The organism is Streptomyces sp. NPDC007189 (assembly GCF_040703635.1).
GTDB lineage: Bacteria > Actinomycetota > Actinomycetes > Streptomycetales > Streptomycetaceae > Streptomyces.
In genome coordinates, this window is sequence record NZ_JBEYEY010000024.1 from 1 (window position 1) to 16030 (window position 16030).

At 71.1% G+C, this 16030-nt stretch carries 15 protein-coding genes and 3 pseudogenes; 8 read left to right on the plus strand and 10 right to left on the minus strand.

Annotated features, from left to right (window positions below; all coding sequences use genetic code 11):
- Positions 1–13 precede the first annotated feature (13 nt).
- Positions 14–529, plus strand: coding sequence for a transposase (locus AB0950_RS35315; RefSeq protein ID WP_366780255.1), 516 nt, complete (start codon positions 14–16; stop codon positions 527–529).
- Positions 530–1141: 612 nt separating this feature from the next.
- Here the strand turns inward: AB0950_RS35315 and AB0950_RS35320 are convergent.
- Positions 1142–2011 carry an AraC family transcriptional regulator gene (locus AB0950_RS35320; RefSeq protein ID WP_366780256.1) on the minus strand — a complete coding sequence of 290 codons (870 nt, stop codon included), beginning with the start codon at positions 2009–2011 and terminating at the stop codon, positions 1142–1144.
- Between the two features lie 239 nt (positions 2012–2250).
- Here AB0950_RS35320 and wrbA point away from each other — a divergent pair, with 239 nt between their 5' ends.
- Positions 2251–2868, plus strand: a complete 618-nt coding sequence (gene wrbA, locus AB0950_RS35325) for an NAD(P)H:quinone oxidoreductase (RefSeq protein WP_360575684.1) — start codon at positions 2251–2253, stop codon at positions 2866–2868.
- 532 nt (positions 2869–3400) lie between these two features.
- On the opposite strand, the gene AB0950_RS35330 is transcribed toward wrbA, so the two are convergent.
- On the minus strand, positions 3401–4210 hold the full coding sequence (locus AB0950_RS35330; RefSeq protein WP_360575683.1) for a nitroreductase: 810 nt from the start codon (positions 4208–4210) through the stop codon (positions 3401–3403).
- 383 nt (positions 4211–4593) lie between these two features.
- Between AB0950_RS35330 and AB0950_RS35335 the strand changes: the two genes are divergently transcribed.
- Both AB0950_RS35335 and AB0950_RS35340 read left to right on the plus strand, forming a co-directional pair.
- Entirely contained in the window at positions 4594–5277 is a 684-nt protein-coding gene (locus AB0950_RS35335; RefSeq protein ID WP_360160789.1) for a TetR/AcrR family transcriptional regulator, read from the plus strand.
- A 127-nt stretch (positions 5278–5404) separates the two neighbouring features.
- Positions 5405–5938 (plus strand): DUF4863 family protein, encoded by a 534-nt coding sequence (locus tag AB0950_RS35340; RefSeq protein WP_360160787.1) that lies wholly within the window; start codon positions 5405–5407, stop codon positions 5936–5938.
- Positions 5939–6266: 328 nt separating this feature from the next.
- Here AB0950_RS35340 and AB0950_RS35345 read toward each other — a convergent pair whose 3' ends face one another.
- From AB0950_RS35345 to AB0950_RS35370, 6 genes and pseudogenes are all read right to left on the minus strand, one after another.
- A complete protein-coding gene (locus tag AB0950_RS35345; RefSeq protein WP_360160899.1) occupies positions 6267–6404 on the minus strand; it encodes a hypothetical protein in 138 nt (45 codons plus the stop codon).
- A gap of 12 nt (positions 6405–6416) precedes the next feature.
- Positions 6417–7012 (minus strand): annotated as a pseudogene (locus AB0950_RS35350) (alpha/beta hydrolase); the annotation flags it as partial.
- Positions 7009–7260, minus strand: coding sequence for a hypothetical protein (locus AB0950_RS35355; RefSeq protein ID WP_360575681.1), 252 nt, complete (start codon positions 7258–7260; stop codon positions 7009–7011). The pseudogene AB0950_RS35350 and the gene AB0950_RS35355, both read right to left, overlap by 4 nt.
- Positions 7261–7325: 65 nt before the next feature.
- A pseudogene (locus AB0950_RS35360) lies at positions 7326–7577 on the minus strand (alpha/beta hydrolase); the annotation flags it as partial.
- Positions 7578–7793: 216 nt separating this feature from the next.
- The gene (locus AB0950_RS35365) at positions 7794–10142 is read right to left on the minus strand and encodes an FUSC family protein (protein WP_366780257.1); all 2349 of its coding nucleotides are present in this window, start codon (positions 10140–10142) and stop codon (positions 7794–7796) included.
- A 37-nt stretch (positions 10143–10179) separates the two neighbouring features.
- Entirely contained in the window at positions 10180–10809 is a 630-nt protein-coding gene (locus tag AB0950_RS35370; RefSeq protein WP_360160781.1) for an isochorismatase family cysteine hydrolase, read from the minus strand.
- A 307-nt stretch (positions 10810–11116) separates the two neighbouring features.
- Here AB0950_RS35370 and AB0950_RS35375 point away from each other — a divergent pair, with 307 nt between their 5' ends.
- Both AB0950_RS35375 and AB0950_RS35380 read left to right on the plus strand, forming a co-directional pair.
- Positions 11117–11755, plus strand: a complete 639-nt coding sequence (locus AB0950_RS35375; protein WP_360160779.1) for an HD domain-containing protein — start codon at positions 11117–11119, stop codon at positions 11753–11755.
- A 387-nt stretch (positions 11756–12142) separates the two neighbouring features.
- Positions 12143–12607: a carboxymuconolactone decarboxylase family protein gene (locus AB0950_RS35380; RefSeq protein ID WP_366780258.1), complete on the plus strand. Its 465-nt coding sequence runs from the start codon at positions 12143–12145 to the stop codon at positions 12605–12607.
- 136 nt (positions 12608–12743) lie between these two features.
- Here AB0950_RS35380 and AB0950_RS35385 read toward each other — a convergent pair.
- Positions 12744–13127: pseudogene (locus tag AB0950_RS35385) on the minus strand (MFS transporter); the annotation flags it as partial.
- A 93-nt stretch (positions 13128–13220) separates the two neighbouring features.
- Positions 13221–14072: a phytanoyl-CoA dioxygenase family protein gene (locus AB0950_RS35390; protein ID WP_360160773.1), complete on the minus strand. Its 852-nt coding sequence runs from the start codon at positions 14070–14072 to the stop codon at positions 13221–13223.
- Between the two features lie 113 nt (positions 14073–14185).
- Here AB0950_RS35390 and AB0950_RS35395 point away from each other — a divergent pair, with 113 nt between their 5' ends.
- Together AB0950_RS35395 and AB0950_RS35400 are read left to right on the plus strand one after the other, a co-directional pair.
- Positions 14186–15226, plus strand: coding sequence for a LacI family DNA-binding transcriptional regulator (locus AB0950_RS35395; protein ID WP_360160771.1), 1041 nt, complete (start codon positions 14186–14188; stop codon positions 15224–15226).
- A 195-nt stretch (positions 15227–15421) separates the two neighbouring features.
- Complete coding sequence (locus tag AB0950_RS35400) at positions 15422–15940, plus strand: hypothetical protein (protein ID WP_366780259.1); 519 nt, start codon at positions 15422–15424, stop codon at positions 15938–15940.
- The last annotated feature ends 90 nt before the right edge of the window (positions 15941–16030 follow it).

Genomic DNA, 16030 nt, shown 5'->3' on the forward strand with positions numbered 1-16030 from the left:
GACGATCCACGCCATGGGCCGGATCATGTCCCGGGTATCGGACCGGCGCGGCGACTTCTGCGCGAAGACGGCCGCATACCTGGTGCAGAAGAACGCCCTGGTCGTCCTCGAAGACCTCAAGACGAAGAACATGTCCGCCTCGGCGTCCGGCACCGTGGCCGAGCCGGGCCGGAACGTCGCGCACAAGCGCGGCCTGAACCGGGCCATCCTCGACAAGGGTTGGCACCGCCTCGAACTCGCCCTCACCAGTGCCGCCCGGCACACGGGCACGGCACTGGCGAAGGTCAACCCCGCATGCACGTCGCAGCGATGCTCCGCCTGCGGCTTTGTCACGGAAAGCAACCGCGAGAGCCAAGCGGTCTTCCGATGCAAGGCCGACGGGTGCGCTCACGCGGAAAACGCGGACGTGAACGCGGCGAAGAACATCCGAAACGCGGGCGGACAGCCCGTGTCAGCCTGCGGAGACCTCGGCATTGGCCGGTCCGCGAAGCAGGAACCCGGCAGCTGGGCGACCGGCCAAGCCACCTGAAAAAGGGAATCCCGGCCCCTCAGGGCCGGGAGGATGTCAAATGGGAATGTGACGGCCTGGTTCAACACTCAACGGTGTGGGGGGACCGCCTCACTCTCATGAAAGGAGCGCGAAGACGACCGCGCCTCGGCGTCGCGCAGGCGGCCGCGGGTGTGCCCGGCGGGAGCGAACGCCTCACTGCGGTGCGGCGCCGTGCGGTCCTGACGCTGCCGTCCCCGGGCTGTGCTCGCCGGATCGGTCCGCGCCTTCACGGCCGCGGCGCTCCGATGCTGGGGGATCGGGCCCGAGGTGCAGGACTCGGCCGTCCTGGTCGTCGACGAACTGGCTTCCAACGCCGTCCAGCACGGCCGCTCGGACATGACCCTGACCGACTCTGGAGCGCCCGCCGCCCCGGTGAAGCCCGACGTCACGGCCGACGAGCACGGGCGGGGGCTGGGCATCGTGGAGTATCCGGCGGAGCGCGTCGAGATGTGCAGGCGGGTCGACGGATGCCGCGTAGTCGCGTGGCTGCACGTCACGCCGCTCGCCGTCGGCGGGGCAACGTCCGGCCTGGCGGCGCAGGCGGCCGTGCGGCCGACACGCCCCCAGGGGAGCGGGCGCGGACCGCCGACGTCAGCCCGACCGGCGCAGGGCCGCGGGCGTGGTGCCCAGCCGGGCGCGCATCACCCGGGTGAGATGCTCCTGGTGGGAGAACCCGCAGGCGACGGCCACCTCGGCGATCGGCGCGGAACCGCTGCGCAGCATCCGGCACGCCCGCTCCAGGCGGAGCGCGAGCAGGAACTGATGCGGCGTTCGACCGGTGCTCACCCGGAACTGCCGGGTGAACTGACTGCAGCTCAAGGAGACCGCTGCGGCGAGGTCCGTGATCGGCAGCGGCTCGGCGAGCCGTTCCTCCATGAGTTCCCGGACGATGGCAAGCCGATGTGCCGACAGTCCCGACCTGCTGCCCTCACACGCTGCGGTCCGAACGCCGTACCGGCGCACGAGCTGTGCGGCGAGCATGACCGTCAGGTGGTCGGTGTAGGTGCGCGCCGACGGCTCCCACGCGCCCATCGCGCCCGCCAGCGCCAGCAGAAGTTGCTCGGCCAGAGGATCCGCGGCGCCGAGTTGCTCGGACAGTTCCACCGGCCGGCCGTCGTTGGCCTCGCGCAGGGCCGCGTCGGCGAGGTAGGCGTGCACGGTGTCCAGCCTGCCGCCGAGTTCGACGGCGAGCGGGCGGCCAGCGGGCTGCAGAAAGAGCCCGCCCGCCGGAATGGTGCGCGAGTGCGTGCTCGCGCCGAGTCCTCGCCGGACGGTGACGGGTCCGCTCGTGTGGAGGATGAGGGCGTGGGTGGGGGCGGGGTCGAAAGTGGCCCGGTAGGGCTGCTCCTCCTGCGTGGAGAGGTACAGCCGCTCCCACCCGAGGCCGGCGCTGGTGTGGCGTTCGCGCACGCCGGGCTGCCGCAGGATGCCGATCGTGTCGGCCGGACCCAGTTCCGCCATGGTGCGACCTCCTTGTGGCACCCAGGTGGTTGAAGCGTAATCCGATGCGGCTCACCCTCAAGTCGCGCTCTGCATGCGGACTGTGCGGGCTCACCTACAGTATGGTTGACCATTGAACCAAATGGTTTAATATTCATCTACCACGTCGGTGATCGCCACCGCGTCGCAGGGTGTCGTGCCCCGGTGGCCCTCTTCCGTCGTGTGTGCCAAACGCATCCTGAGGATCGGAGATCACGTCCATGACCAGTCCTGTCCGCCTTGCGGTCATCTACTACTCCTCCACCGGCTTCTCGGCCGAGATCGCCAGGGAGATCTCCGAGGCGGCCGAGAAGGCGGGCGCCGAGGTGCGCCTGCTGAAGGCCGCCGAGCTGGCTCCTGAGGCCGCCATCGCCTCCAACGAGGCCTGGGCCGCCCACGCCGCGGCCAGCGCGGGCATCCCGGTGGCCACGACCGCCGACGTCGAGTGGGCGGACGCGATCGTCTTCGGCACGCCCACCCGTTTCGGCAACATCTCTTCCCAGCTGAAGCAGTTCATCGACACCCTCGGGGGCCTGTGGGCGCAGGGCAAGCTGGCCAACAAGGTCTACAGCGGCTTCGTGACCACCGCCACCGCGCACGGCGGCCAGGAGTCCACGCTGCTCGCGCTGTACAACTCCATCCACCACTTCGGCGGCATCATCGTGTCCCCCGGCTACACCGACCCCGTCAAGTTCGTCGACGGCAACCCCTACGGCACCTCACACGTCGACGCCCAGGGCAGCAACCCGGTCGGCGAGCAGACCCGCAACGCCGCCCGCCACCAGGCCGAGCGCGTCGTCCAGGTCGCCGCCGCCCTCAAGGCCGGCCTCGCCTCCTGACCCGTCCGGCGCGCGGTTGCGCACCGCGGGGACCGTGTGTCACGGGGCGTTCCTTCCTCCCGAAGATGTGAGGAAGGAACGCCCGTGCGGCGTCATGTGACCCACTCGGTTGCCTCGTCGTCCGTTGTTCGTGATCGCGGCGCCGTCGACCACGGCAGTTCGGAAAGCAACGCGTGGAACGGCCGGGCGAGCGGTGACGCGGGAACCGGCCTTCAGTTCGCCGCGCAGGCGGGAGGCGGGTCGTCGTCCAGCTGCCCTGTGTGGCGACGGCGTCGGCACACCGGCTCGTACGGGAGGTCCTGCCAGGACGAGCAACTACGTTGCGGGGCTGTCTGATTGTCGACCGGGACGGCGTGACTCATCGCCAGGGTATGCGGTCCGTCGAGGGCCGTCACCGAGCCGGTCACGGCAGGGGCGGGCGGTGGGACCTTGCCCACACAGGCACCGCGGCGGCGCAGGGGCCGGGCGATGTGCGCCGTTCTCCTGAGACGGGGACGGCTGGGGGAAAGGTGTGGCGCATGCGGGAGGGGGCTTACTCCGCGGCGTCTTCGTGGAAGGTGGCGAAGGATGCGACCGGTTCGCGCGGGGTGCGCAACTGGTTCAGAGGATGCGCCTGATCGGCGTGGCCGAGGGCGAGTCCGCAGACGATCAGCTGGTCGTCCGGGATCAGCAGATGCCGGCGCAGCACCGGTGAGAAGTCGATGAGCGATGCCTGGGGACAGCTGTCCAGGCCCTCGCCGCGAGCGGCCAGCATCAGGGCCTGCAGGAACAGACCCGCGTCGACGAGGGCGCCTTGCAGCGGATGGCGGCTGGTCGTGAGGACGATACCGACGGGCGCACCGAAGAAGTCATAGTTGCGCCGGTGATGGCCGAGACGCGCGTCGGCGTCGTCGGCACGGATTCCGAGTGTGTCGCGGTACAGGCTCTCGCCGAACCTGCGGCGGCGGGACCGGAACGGCTCCTGCCATCCGTCCTGCGGGGGCTGGTAGGCGTAGTCCCTTCCCCGTTCCTGTCCCCGCCCCTCGTCGTCGCCGGAGTGAGCCTGGAGCAGGGCGGCGGTGAGCGCACGTTTCGCCGCCCCGGTCACCACGTGGACGTGCCACGGTTGGCAGTTGGAGTTGCTGGCCGACCGGGAGGCCAGCGCCAGCAGCCGTTCGACCGTGGACCGGGGAACCGGCGTCGGAAGGAACGCGCGCACGCTGCGCCGGCTGCGCAGGGCGTCCTCCACGGTCACCGAGGCCGTCGGGGGGACGGGGCTCGGCGCAGGGGCGGCGGCCGGCTCCGAGGCGCCCGCAACCGGCGCAAGGGCCGACGCCGGGGCCGGGGTCGAGGGGCGGTTCATGGTCGCTTCCATGGTCAGGCTCCGGGGAGGGCGGGGCCGGCGGAAGCGCGCCCGGCCGCTGGGGCGAGCGGCGCGCTCGCCGCCGGACGGTGATGGGCGCGGGACCGCGGTGCCGTCCCGCGGGTACGGCGGCTGATCAGCCTGTGAGCAGTCACCATCGTGAACTCCTTGTGTTCGATCACGTCACCACGCTCTGTGGTTCGCGTCACGCTAAAGCGTGGTTCCGTTACAGTCAAGATGTGTAAAGGAAGTCGGTGATGTGCCCTCGGTCAGGCGCGCTCGGGTCGCCCTCCGGGGCTGCCCGCTTCGCGTAGGGTGCTGCTGCGGCGGGGAGGCAGATGCGTGCCCCGGCTCCGACTGGACCTGTGTCGGGAAGGGAAGAGATGGCCAAGGTGAAGACGACGCGTTCGGGTGGGGGAGCCGGAGAGCGGGATCGTTCGAGTTCGGAACCGGCGGCCCCGGCGGGCGGTCGGCCCCGGGATCCCGCGATCGAGGAGGCGATCATCCAGGCCACGCGCAAGCGGCTGGCCACCGACGGCTACTCCTCCATGACGATCGGGGACATCGTCGCCGACGCCGGGGTCACCCGGCCCACGCTGTACCGGCGTTGGGCGAACAAGTACGACCTCGTCATCGATGCCCTGGAGTACGGGCTGCGGAAGCAGCGGGAGGCCTACCCCCCGCTGAACCTGGAGCAGCTCCCCCCGCGTGAGGCGCTCGTCGAGGCGGTCCGCCGCCTCGACCCCCGCTACCACAACCCGCGGGCCATGGCCCTGCACGGCAATTTCATGGCCGAGGTCGAGCGGGCGCCGGGGCTGCTGGAGCAGCTGCGGGAACACGGTGTGCGGCCTCGCTGCGAGGAGCTGCTCATGACGCTCGTCTCGCTCCAGCGCCGTGGCGCGGTGCGCGAAGACGTGGACCTCGACATGGTCGTCACCCTCTGCTTCGGCGGCTATTTCGCCGATTACCTCCGTACCGGCCAGGAGGTGCCGGCCGACTTCGCCGAGCGAGTCGTCGCGACGATCTGGCCCATGCTCACTGCCGACGGCGTCGACCGCGGCGCCTGAGAACGGCTTGTCGTTGCCGCTCGTGAGCGGCGTCGGCCGGGCTTGTTTCGTTACAGATATTGACTGTAACGAATTACTGATGCATGGTTTTCGCATCAGGACCCCGTTGCGAAGAGAGGAACCGCGCATGAGCGAGGACAGCCGCAAGGCACTGATCGAGCGCAGCATCCCCTTCCTGGCCGAGGTGAGGAACCGCACGGCAGGCAAGGACCTGGAGAGCTGGCTGAACACGACCTACGGCCCCGACAGCGCCCTCTACCAGGACCTGGCGCGGCTGATCAAGATCGGCGTGCTGGAAGAGGGCTGGGCGGCGAACATCGAGGTCGACGGCCCCCGCTACCGCCGCAGCCGCATCGCCGAACCGACGGAGGAGACGCACTACTTCAGCATCACCGCCGTCTACATGAACAGCGTCGAACGCTACCGCGGCCAGTACCACGCCCACCCCTACGGCGAACTCAACCTGGTCGTCCCCCTCGACCCCGGCGCCGAGCTGGTCGGACCGAACGGCTGGCAGGGACCGGGCTGGACCGCCCCCGCGCCCGGCAGCCACCACTACCCCGAGGTGCGCGGTGGCGCGCTGATCGCCCTCTTCTACCTCCCCGCCGGGCGCATCTCCTACGACATCCGCCCTCCCCGGCGCGCCGACGCCGTCGCCTAGAGCGCGTCTCTTCGGCGGGCTGGTCATCCGGGCGGCCGCCGAAAGCGGAGAAACCGTCCGCTGCGATCACTCGATGACATCGCAGACGCCTCGTCTCCACATGGCGTCCCGCCACATCGATGGTCCGGCCGGACCCGGCCGACAGCCCGCAGCGCTCGCCGACGGCGTCCCGGAAGTCACGAGCGTCTCGATGGACCGACCCCGCGGGTCTACAGCCGGCTCCGATTCCGCCTTCTTCGCCGTCGCGGCACAGTAGCCGCCCAGGGCGGACACGAGACCGGGCGCGGCCCGGTACGGCACCCCGGACCCCTGCTCACGGCGCTGCGGCTCAGGCACCGGCGAGGCGCTCACTCACCAGGTCAAGTACCTCGCTCTGCACGGCGGGTGTGAGCCCGGTGGCCGGCCACAGCAGAGGGAAGGCGCCGCGCAGGCGGCGCACGCGCACGTCGACGCCGGCAGCGCTCATGGCTACGGCGTACTGCTCGCCTTCGTCACGCAGCGGGTCCAACCCCGCGGTGATGACGGTGGCGGGCGGCAGACCGCTCAGGTCGGTGGCCAGCCCGGCGCGGCGCGCGGGTCGGTGCGGTCGGCGACGTCCGGTACGTAGCACTCGGCGTACCAGTCGAGGACGTCGGTGGTGAGGACGTACCCCTCGCCCAGTTCCCGCCGGCTGGGTGTGTCGGGCTGTGGCGGGTACCGCGTCAGCGGCGTGATCAGCACCTGATGGACGAGGTCCGGCCCGCCTCGCCCGCGGGACTGCTGTGCGACGACGGCGGCCGGCGTGGCCCCGGCGCTGTCCCCGGCGACGGCCGGCCGGGCCGGGTCGATGCCGAACTCCGCCGCTTGCGCGGCCACATGCTGTGTCGCGGCCCAGGCGTCGAGCACCGCCGCCAGGAACGGGTCCTCCGTCGCGAGGCGGTAGTCCACGGCGACGACGACGTGCTGTGTCGCCGCCGCCAGGGCCCGCAGGAAACCGCTGTGGCTGTCCGGCCCGCCCAGCACGAACCCGCCGCCGTGCAGGTAGACCATGCCCGGCCGCGACGGGCGCTCGCCGAAGGGCCGGTAAACGGTCAGCGCAGCGGCCCGGCCGGGCCGGGCGTCACGGCGGACGTCACCGAGGCCGTCGGCGCAGGCGGACCGATCAGCGCCGCCAGGCCGGAGTCGGCCCGGACCTGCTGCGCGTTTGCCGGCCGCTGACCGTGCTGCCCTTGAGCGGCTACGACCGCCAGGGCCTTCATCGTCGACACGGTGTAGTCCTCGGCCGACATCTCCACCGTGCGGGGCGCATTAGGCATGCTGCCCGACCCGGCGGTCGCGCTCACGTCCGCTCCTGAGGGCCCTCGAGGCAGGCGGGGAAGGCGGCCTCGGCGACGCGGTCGCAGTGTCCTAGGACCTTGTCGATGCCGGCGGCGAAGATGTCGTGGTCGCAGCCGGTGGTGGTCCGGCTGGACTGGCCGAAGCCGCGGCGGTCGTGGGCGATGACGCGGTAGTCGGCGCTCAGGAGTGCGACGGTCTGCTTCTCCCTCGAGTGTCCGTCGAGGGAAGCCGTGGATGCGGCGACGGGTTGTCCGTTGCCCTGGTCCTCGCGGTAGAGGCCGATGGTGGTGGATTCCTCTGCGCCGACGGTGAGGTAAGGCACGGAGTTCCGCTCCTCGGTGCGGCGGACGCGGCGGGGAGTTCGCACCTGCGTCCGGCCGGGCACCCCTCAGATTTGGATGGGTGGCCGCAGCCCCGCACCCGGGCGGCGAGCGGGGCGGAGGCGGGTCATGGGGTCGGCAGCCCAAAGTGAGCCGTCGAGTCCGTCGCCACGGTCGTGCAGGTGGCGGGCTTCCACCGAATACACGCGGCGCAGGCCTCACGCGCCGTCGCGGACCGGCATGCCGAGCGTCTGGCCCAGCTCCTGGACGCTCATGTCGACGCGGTGCAGATGCCGCAGCACCCGCCGCTTCGCCCGGACGCTCCCGTCACCCGCCGCGGTTCCTACGGCGGCGAGGCGGGCGGCGATCCCGCAACCGCGTTCCAGCGCGGTGCCGCCCGTGCCCGCCACTCGGCCGATCAGCGACGCGAGGTTGCGGTCGATGCGGCACACCTCCTCCGCCAGGGTTTCGTCCACCAGGTCCGCCTCGGCGCCCAAGCGGCCCCCGGCCCGTGCCCGCGCCATGCCGTCGGCCACGCCGCGAGCGTGGAAGGCGGCCGTCTCCAGCAGCCCCAGCACGGCGATGGCGGTGCGCCGCCGCGACCGCAGCGGGCTGACCGGGATGATCAGCGGCTGCATCGACACGCGCAGCGAATCCAACGCCGAACCCAGCGCACGGGACGGACCGAACAGGTCTTTGCCGGGCCCGCCGCCCCACCGGACAGACGACTCGGCGAGCGCCTCCCGCAGGTGCTCCAGCACCTGGCGGAGCAACTCGTCCGTACGCTGCCGGGTCCCCACCGGCAGGACGAGGACCGCGGCGACCAGCCCGCTGCCCACACCCAGCGCGGTCTCCTCGATCCGCACCACCAGCACGGCCGGCGTGAGCGTGTGGAGCAGCGTGTACAGCATGCCGATCATCGTGGTGACGAACAGGGACATCAGGGTGTAGGACACCGCGGTCGTGTAGTACATCCCGAACACGCTGAGGATCGCCAGGGCGAAGGCCCACCGGGGGTCGTCGCCGATCAGCGCGGCGAGGGCCAGGCCGGCGAACACCCCCGCCACCGTGCCGACGAGCCGCCGGAACCCTCTGACCAGCAGGTCACCGGTCGATGCGGTGCCGATGTAGACCACCCAGGAAGTGAACACCGCCCAGTACCAGCGCTGCGGAGACAGCAGCTCACCGCCCACGACGGCCAGCGCCGAACCGGTGGCCACCTGGAGCGCGGTCCTCGTGGTGGGACGGACCCGGGCGCCCGCCTCAACACGCCGGGAGTCCGCCTCGACATCCGGGACGCCCGCCTTGCGGCCGGTGGCGTCCGCCGCCCGCACGGCGTCTCCCGGGAGGTGTTCCTCACGCGACTGCTCCCCGGACCCCGGTGTACTCCCGACCACGGCCGCGGTACTCCCGACAGCCGTCGCAGCATTTCCCGCCACGTCCGCGTCGCCCTCGTCGGCCGCTGCGTCCAGGTCGCACACGGCGCACGCGAACTCACCGGCCGTTCGGAAGACGTCCTGGAGCGCCGGCGACACGTCGGGCAGGCACTCCTCGTCGCCGCAGTCGCGCGACAACCACTGGCCGGCCCCGTCACCGACCGGAAGCATCCGACCGCTGCCCAGCGCGCCGCGCAGCGCGCGCAGTCCAGCGGTCAGGACGGTCAGCGCCGCCGCGTCACGCGCCTGCACAACCGGCCCCACGAGGCGGGGCGCGCTCCGATGCCGGGTCAGCGTGTCGATGTCGGTTTCCGGCCACACGAATCGCAGCACGGTGATGGCCAGCCGCTCCACCGCCGTCACCGCCTCGGCCGCCCGGCCCCGGCCGTGCAGCGGGGTGACGGCGCTCAGGCCGGACGCGCCGCCGCCCGGCTGCCGGTCCTGGACCATCGAGGCGGCCGTGTGCAGGCGGACCACGCGCCTGCGCAGGCCGTCGACCGCCCGCGCGGCCCGCGGCGCCCGCGGGCCGCCGTCGGTCACCTCGATCAGTGCGTCGAGCACGTACGCCAGCCGCACCCGGAAGGCCCGGTGCAACCGTGCCGACGTCCGCTCCTCGTTCGAACGCAGGACGGCGAACCGCACGAGCGCCGAGCTGCCGAAGGCCACCGTCACGGCGAGGAACAGCTGCGGCAGCTGCGCCACGCGGGCCTGGACGAACTGGGTCACGAAGAAGAGCTGGAAGGCGAAGACGCCCAGGGTGGTGGCGCGTGGACCCAGCCGCCGCACATGGAGGGCGGCGAAGATCAGCAGCACGAACACCACGTCCGCGACGACCCGGTACGGTGCCAGCGCGCTGCCCAGCGCCGTGATCGCCAGTGTGACGGGCACCCCGGCCGCGAGCGTGAGCGCCTGGTCGCGGGGGCGCGGCTCGGTCACCGCGACCGTGCTCACCATTGCTGTGAGGGCGCCCGTCACGAGGACGGGCACCGGCGCGTGCAGGGCGGCCAAGACACCGAGGGCCGTCAGCACCGCGCACACCGTGCCGATGGCCGACAGCAGCCGGATCAGTCCGGGATCGGAAGCCAGGAACCGGTCCCGGACGCCCGCCGCCTTCCGCCAGAGCTCTTGCATGCCCGCCTGCTCCTCTCACCCGGGCGATGGGGAGCGGCTATGCAGCCGACCGGTCGAGGGAGGCCAGGAAGTCGTCCACGCCGATGACGCTGTGGGAGACCATGTTCAGCCCGCGCATCATGGCCTGGTACGTCACCAGGCCGCCGGGAGCGGCGATCGCGTCCGTGAAGGTCGTGACGTGGTAGCCACGCTCCATGGCGGTACGGGCCGTCGACTCCACGCCCATGATCCCGGAGACGCCGGCGATGGCCAGGTACTCGATGCCGCGTCTCCGCAGCTGGAAGTCGAGGCCCGCGTGGGGGAAGACGTCGATGCCCTGGTGCGGCGGGAGCACGACGTCGCCCGGCTCGGGAGCGAGGTCGTGGTGGAACCGGGTGCTCCAGGTCCCGGCCTCGAACATGCGCTTGTCGAACATCTGGCGGTGGATTCCGGAGACATGTTTCCACGACGTGTAGTCCGCGTCCGTGAAGGCCGTCGTCGAGTAGAAGAGGGGAATGTCCCCACGCTGCCGTGCTCCGGCGATCAGCCTCTTCAGGGCGTCGATCGTGCCCAGGCGCTCGTACTCCGGGGCGTAGACGGCGTACCCCTTGCCGTCCTCGGAGAAGTTCTCGTTGACCAGGTCCACGAGAAGTAGTCCGACTCGGCCGCGCTCGTAGTCACTCGCCATGACCTTGTCCTCCGCTCGGGAAGTCGTCGGACCGGTTCGCCGGCTCCGACAGTTTCATTACAAGCAATGATTGTAATGAAACTCGGGTCGCCTGTCATTCCCTCCGCGGCGCGGGACCGCTCCGACGACCGGACGACGCGCACCTGGGGGAGGCGGTGCGACGGCGGACCCCGTCGGCCTGCCTGTCCCGATCCGGGTGACTCGTGGCCGGACCGAGGCGGCGCCGGACGCCGGGTGGGGCGCAGTGTGGGCTGGCGGACGCACCCGTCCGTTCGCGGCAAACCCAGTACCGGAAGGCCAAGAGGTCATGAGTGAGATCATCGCGGGCGTCGAGATTCCCGAAACAGCGGCGGTCGCCGAAGCCACCCGAGCGATGCAGAAGATGACCAGTCCCCTCATCTACCACCACTCGCGGCGCGTTTTCGTCTTCGGCGCCATCCACGCCCGCAGGCTCGGCCTGGAACCCGACCCGGAGCTGCTGTACCTGTCCGCCATGTTCCACGACACCGGACTCATGACGCCGTTCTCCGGCGAGGAGCAGCGCTTCGAGGTCGACGGAGCCGACCACGCACGCGAGTTCATGCTCGGACACGGCTTCTCCGCCGCGGCCGCCGACGTGGTGTGGACGGCGATCGCGCTGCACACGACCCCCGGGATTCCCGGGCGGATGGGCCCGGAGATCGCCGTCACGAACTTCGGTGTCCTGACCGACGTGCTGGGGTGGGGCCTGGACGAGCTGGACCGTGGTCAGGTGGACGAGGTCATCGCCGCCCATCCGCGCGGCGACTTCAAGAAGGAGTTCCTGCAGGCCTTCGTCGACGGGCTCAAGCACCGTCCGGAGACCACGAACGGAACCGTGAACTCGGATGTCCTGGAGCACTTCGTCCCCGGCTTCCGTCGCACCACCACGGTGGAGCGCATCACCGGCGCTCCCTGGCCGAGCTGACCCCGGCCCGCCACCACGGAAGACGACACGCGGCGTCCCGGCCGGCGGCGGTGGCGGTGAGGCGTGCGCCCGGTCCGGGCAGGTCGGATTCATGGCAGGCGAGCTGCCAGGACTTGGAACGGCCGTGCCTGAGGTGGGGGAGTGGCCCCGGACCCCGGTGCATGCCACCGAACGGGCCGAGTTCCTCGTCGTCTTCGTCTCCGACACGGGAGACACGCTCAAGGCCGAGGACGCGAAGTCACGGCCCGAAGCACGCGGCAGACGCCCGCACGCCTGCGAGCCAGCGCCTGCCGGACCACCCCGTCCATCCGTCACCGCAACGCGCCCGAACCGCAGAGCGCACACCGCACACCGCACACCGCACGAAACCAACGAACCCGAGGAACCATGACTGACACCGACACCCAGCGCGTCAACATCGGCAAGCAGCACCCGGCCGCCTACAAGACGCTCATCGCCCTGTCGTCGGAGGTGGACGCGGCCGCCGCGGCCGCAGGCCTGGACCCGCTCCTGGTCGAGCTGTTGAGGATCCGCACCTCCCAGATCAACGGCTGCTCGTTCTGCCTGCGCATGCACACCCGCGACGCACTGGCCAAGGGCGAGAACCCCGACCGTATCGCCGTGCTGCCCGCGTGGGCGGAGACCGACTACTTCACCCCGACCGACCGCGCTGCGCTGCGCCTGACCGAGGCGATCGCCGGCGTGGCGGACGGACACGTCGGCGACGCGGACTACACCGCCGCCGCGGCCGGTCTCACCGCTGACCAGATCTCGGCCGTCGCCTGGCTGGCGACCGTGATGAACGCCTTCAACCGTGTCGCGATCACCAGCCGTTACCCCGTCGGCAACTGACCAGGCTCGGCGGCCTTCCCCGGCCGGCCCGGACACCGCCTCGGCGCCGTCCGGGCCGGCCGGGTACCACCGGAGAGGGCGCCGTGGTCCGTGCCCCCCGAGCCGGCCGCGGCCAACCCTCGCCGACGCTCAATCGTCAGTCCCGTGCGACGGATGTCAGGTTGCGGCGGAAGGACCCCGGAGCGCGCAGCGCCTTTTCGATGTCCTCCAGGGACCGGCTCCGCGTCTCCGGCACCTTCAGCGCCACGAACACCAGGCGCAGCACGTTCATCGCCGCGTACACGAAGAACGTCCCCGGCCGTCCGATCGCCTCGATCGCGCTGAGCGCCGTCAGGGCGATCAGCAGGTCGAACCCCCAGACCGCGAGCGTCGCCAGACTGGTGGCCGACCCCCGCACCGACAGCGGAAGGATCTCGGGAGCGATCAACCACACGACGGACTGGATACCGATGCCGCTGCACAGGACGTACGCGAACAACGCCACGATCACCAGCGGCTTCGGGGCCGATGCCCGTGTCGTAACCGAACAGCAGGCCGCCCAGCGCGGACACCGCGTACAACTGCCGGGGCTGTCGGCCCGGTGTGTGTGTCGCGCCGGCGCTGCGCGGTGAGCTCAGGCATCACCCATGATGAGACCCTCGATGGTGTGCTTCTGCGTGACGGGGACCAACTGGTCCACGACCGGGCAGTCGAGATGCCGGCGCACCCGCTCCGGCAGCCGCGCCCAGAAGCCGCGCGTGACGGCGAGGTCGTGCCGTTCGCCGTTGTGCGCCTCGGGACCGTCGACGCCCAGGACGAGGACGGGGCGGGGCTGCGCGGAGCGGTTGGTTGTGCCGCGGTGGATCGTCAGAGCGGTCCGAGCGGAGATGTCACCGCGCTGCGGGTACTTGCGCACGGCACGCTCGACGTAGCGGTCGTACTGCGACTTGGGCGGGAACATGCCGTGCTCGAACCCGGGGCCGTCGTCCCACTGGGTACCGGGGGCGATCTCGAAGGGCCCCATGTCCTCCGTGGTGTCGACGGTGGTGACGTTGAACGCGAGTGAGGTCAGACGGCGTTCCCTGCGGGTCTCCTCCGGCATCGGGAAGTCCCGGTGCCACGGCTGGCTCACGGCGCCCTCCAGCGGTACGTCGAAACCGACCTCGACGATGCGGTAGTCCGGGCCGAGCACGGCGGTGCACAGGGAACGCACCCAGGGGTGGTCGACGAGGTCCACGAAGCCCCTGATCTGTTCGGGGTGGATCTCGACGTAGTAGCGGTTCGGGCCGCGGCCGACCGCGCCGCCCGGCCGCGACAGCGCTTCCTCGAACGCGAGGTCGATGTCCTCGCGCAGCGTGTCGGCCCAGTCCACGCTGAACGCGCCCTTGCGGGCGGTGATGCCGTCCGAGTAGAGGGCCTCCACGTCGGCCGTCACCTCGGTGTCAAGGGCGGAGGAATCGATTCCGGGGAAGAGATGTGCACTCACGAAGCGGCTCCTCGAGTGGGGACGGCCCCATGTTGCAACGTTGCATTCCACGCTGCAATACTCGCACGGCGTCCAGTTCCAGCAACCTCCGACCGCGTGCCAAAATGACCGGCGTGACCAGCCGCCTCAAGGACGTCGCCGCCCTCGCCGGGGTGTCGATCAGGACCGTCTCCAACGTCGTCAGCGGCTCCGGCGCCGTCGCCGAGCACACCCGTGCCAAGGTGCAGGCCGCCCTGGAGGAGCTGGGTTACCGCCCTAACGTCGCCGCCCGCAATCTGCGGGCCGGCAGGACGGGACTGATCGGTCTGGCCATCCCGGAACTGCACTCCCCGTACTTCAGCGAGCTGGCGGGGCTCGTCGTGCAGGCGGCGCAACAGCGGTCCTGGACCGTCGTCATCGACCAGACCTTCGGCGACGCCGACGCCGAGCGCCGGCTGCTGGAGGGCACTGGCGGACGGCTCGTCGACGGGCTGATCATCAGCCCCTGGGCCCTCAGTCCCGAGGAACTCGCCGCGCGCGCCCAGCGGGTGCCCCTCGTCTTCCTGGGGGAGCGCAGTCCCGGCGGCCTCGCCGACCGGGTGGCCGTGGACAACGTCCTGGCGGCCGACGAGGCCACCACTCATCTCCTCGGCCTGGGCCGCCGGCGCATCGCCGCCCTCGGCCTGCAGCCCCACCTCCACAACGGCACCGCCCGCCAGCGCCACGAGGGCTACCGCGCGGCGCTGAAACGCGCCGGTCGCACCCCCGATCCCGCCCTCGAACGGACCGTCGACGCCTTGCACCGCGCGGACGGCTACGCGGCGATGTCGGCGCTGCTCGACGAGGGCGTCGAGGCCGACGCCGTCTTCGCGTTCACCGACGAACTCGCTCTCGGTGCGCTGCACTGCGCCCACAACCGAGGTCTGCGCGTTCCGGAGGACCTGGCGGTCATGGGTTTCGACGGCATCGACGACGCCCGCTTCGCCAACCCGGCCCTGACGACGGTCGTACCGGACAAGCGACAGATCGCCGAGCGCGTCCTTCAGTGTCTCGCCGACCGCATCTACAGCCCCTCCTCTGCGGTGCCGCCGCAGGACATCGTCGTCCCCCATCACCTGGAGGTCCGGGCCAGCACGGTGGGGCACGGGGCGGAAGGCGCCGAGGCGACGCGCTGAAACGCAACGGCCTTCGCCCTACGGGACTTGCTCGCCGAAGGCGTCGTCCCGGAGCCGGTCCGCCGAGCTCGTCGGACCCAGCGTGCTGCTGACGGCCCTTCCCGGTCCCCTCCGCCTGCCACGGGACCGCCCCCAGTTCACACCGGCCGAGCGCCGCCTGCTGAACAGCCCGCACAGACAGTGCGTGGCAGGCGGGTGGGTCTTGGCTCCTCCCGCGGGGTCTTCCTCGCGCAGCGCAACGCCAAGTGGCTGCGCAACTGGGCCGGCAGCCGGGGCTGGTGGTTGAAGCCGAACAGCAACGTCCAGAAGCGGGGCTACATCGACTCCGACGGCAACGTCAAGTGGATGCTGGCGCTGACGTTCCAGGGCAGCCACCGGCCCGGGCTGCAAGCGGGCAGCAACGTGCCGCGGTTTGATGCGCGTCCGAATAAACTGGGCGAGTACACAAACCCGTTGACCGGGCAGAAGGGCCCCAAGGCGGACCTGCTGCCGCAGTCGAGCGTGCCGGGCGCCAACCTCGGTCATATCCCGCTCGATGATCCGTGGGCTCCGAAGGGAACCATCGACCTGGCCAGGTCGACCGCCAAGGTCGGCGGCCAGCTGCTGCCGGCCGGGGCTGTCGCCTACGACATCTACCATTCCCCGGCGCCGGAACGGCTGTCGGTGGTGTCGTCGGTGGCGTTGTGCGTGTGTGGTCGGCAGCGGTATCGGTGAGGGTATTGCGGACGGGATCGAGGATCTGTTCTAGATGAAGAGCTGGCTGGCGAGGCTGTTCGGGAAGGAGCGGCCCCGTAGTGCGGGTGA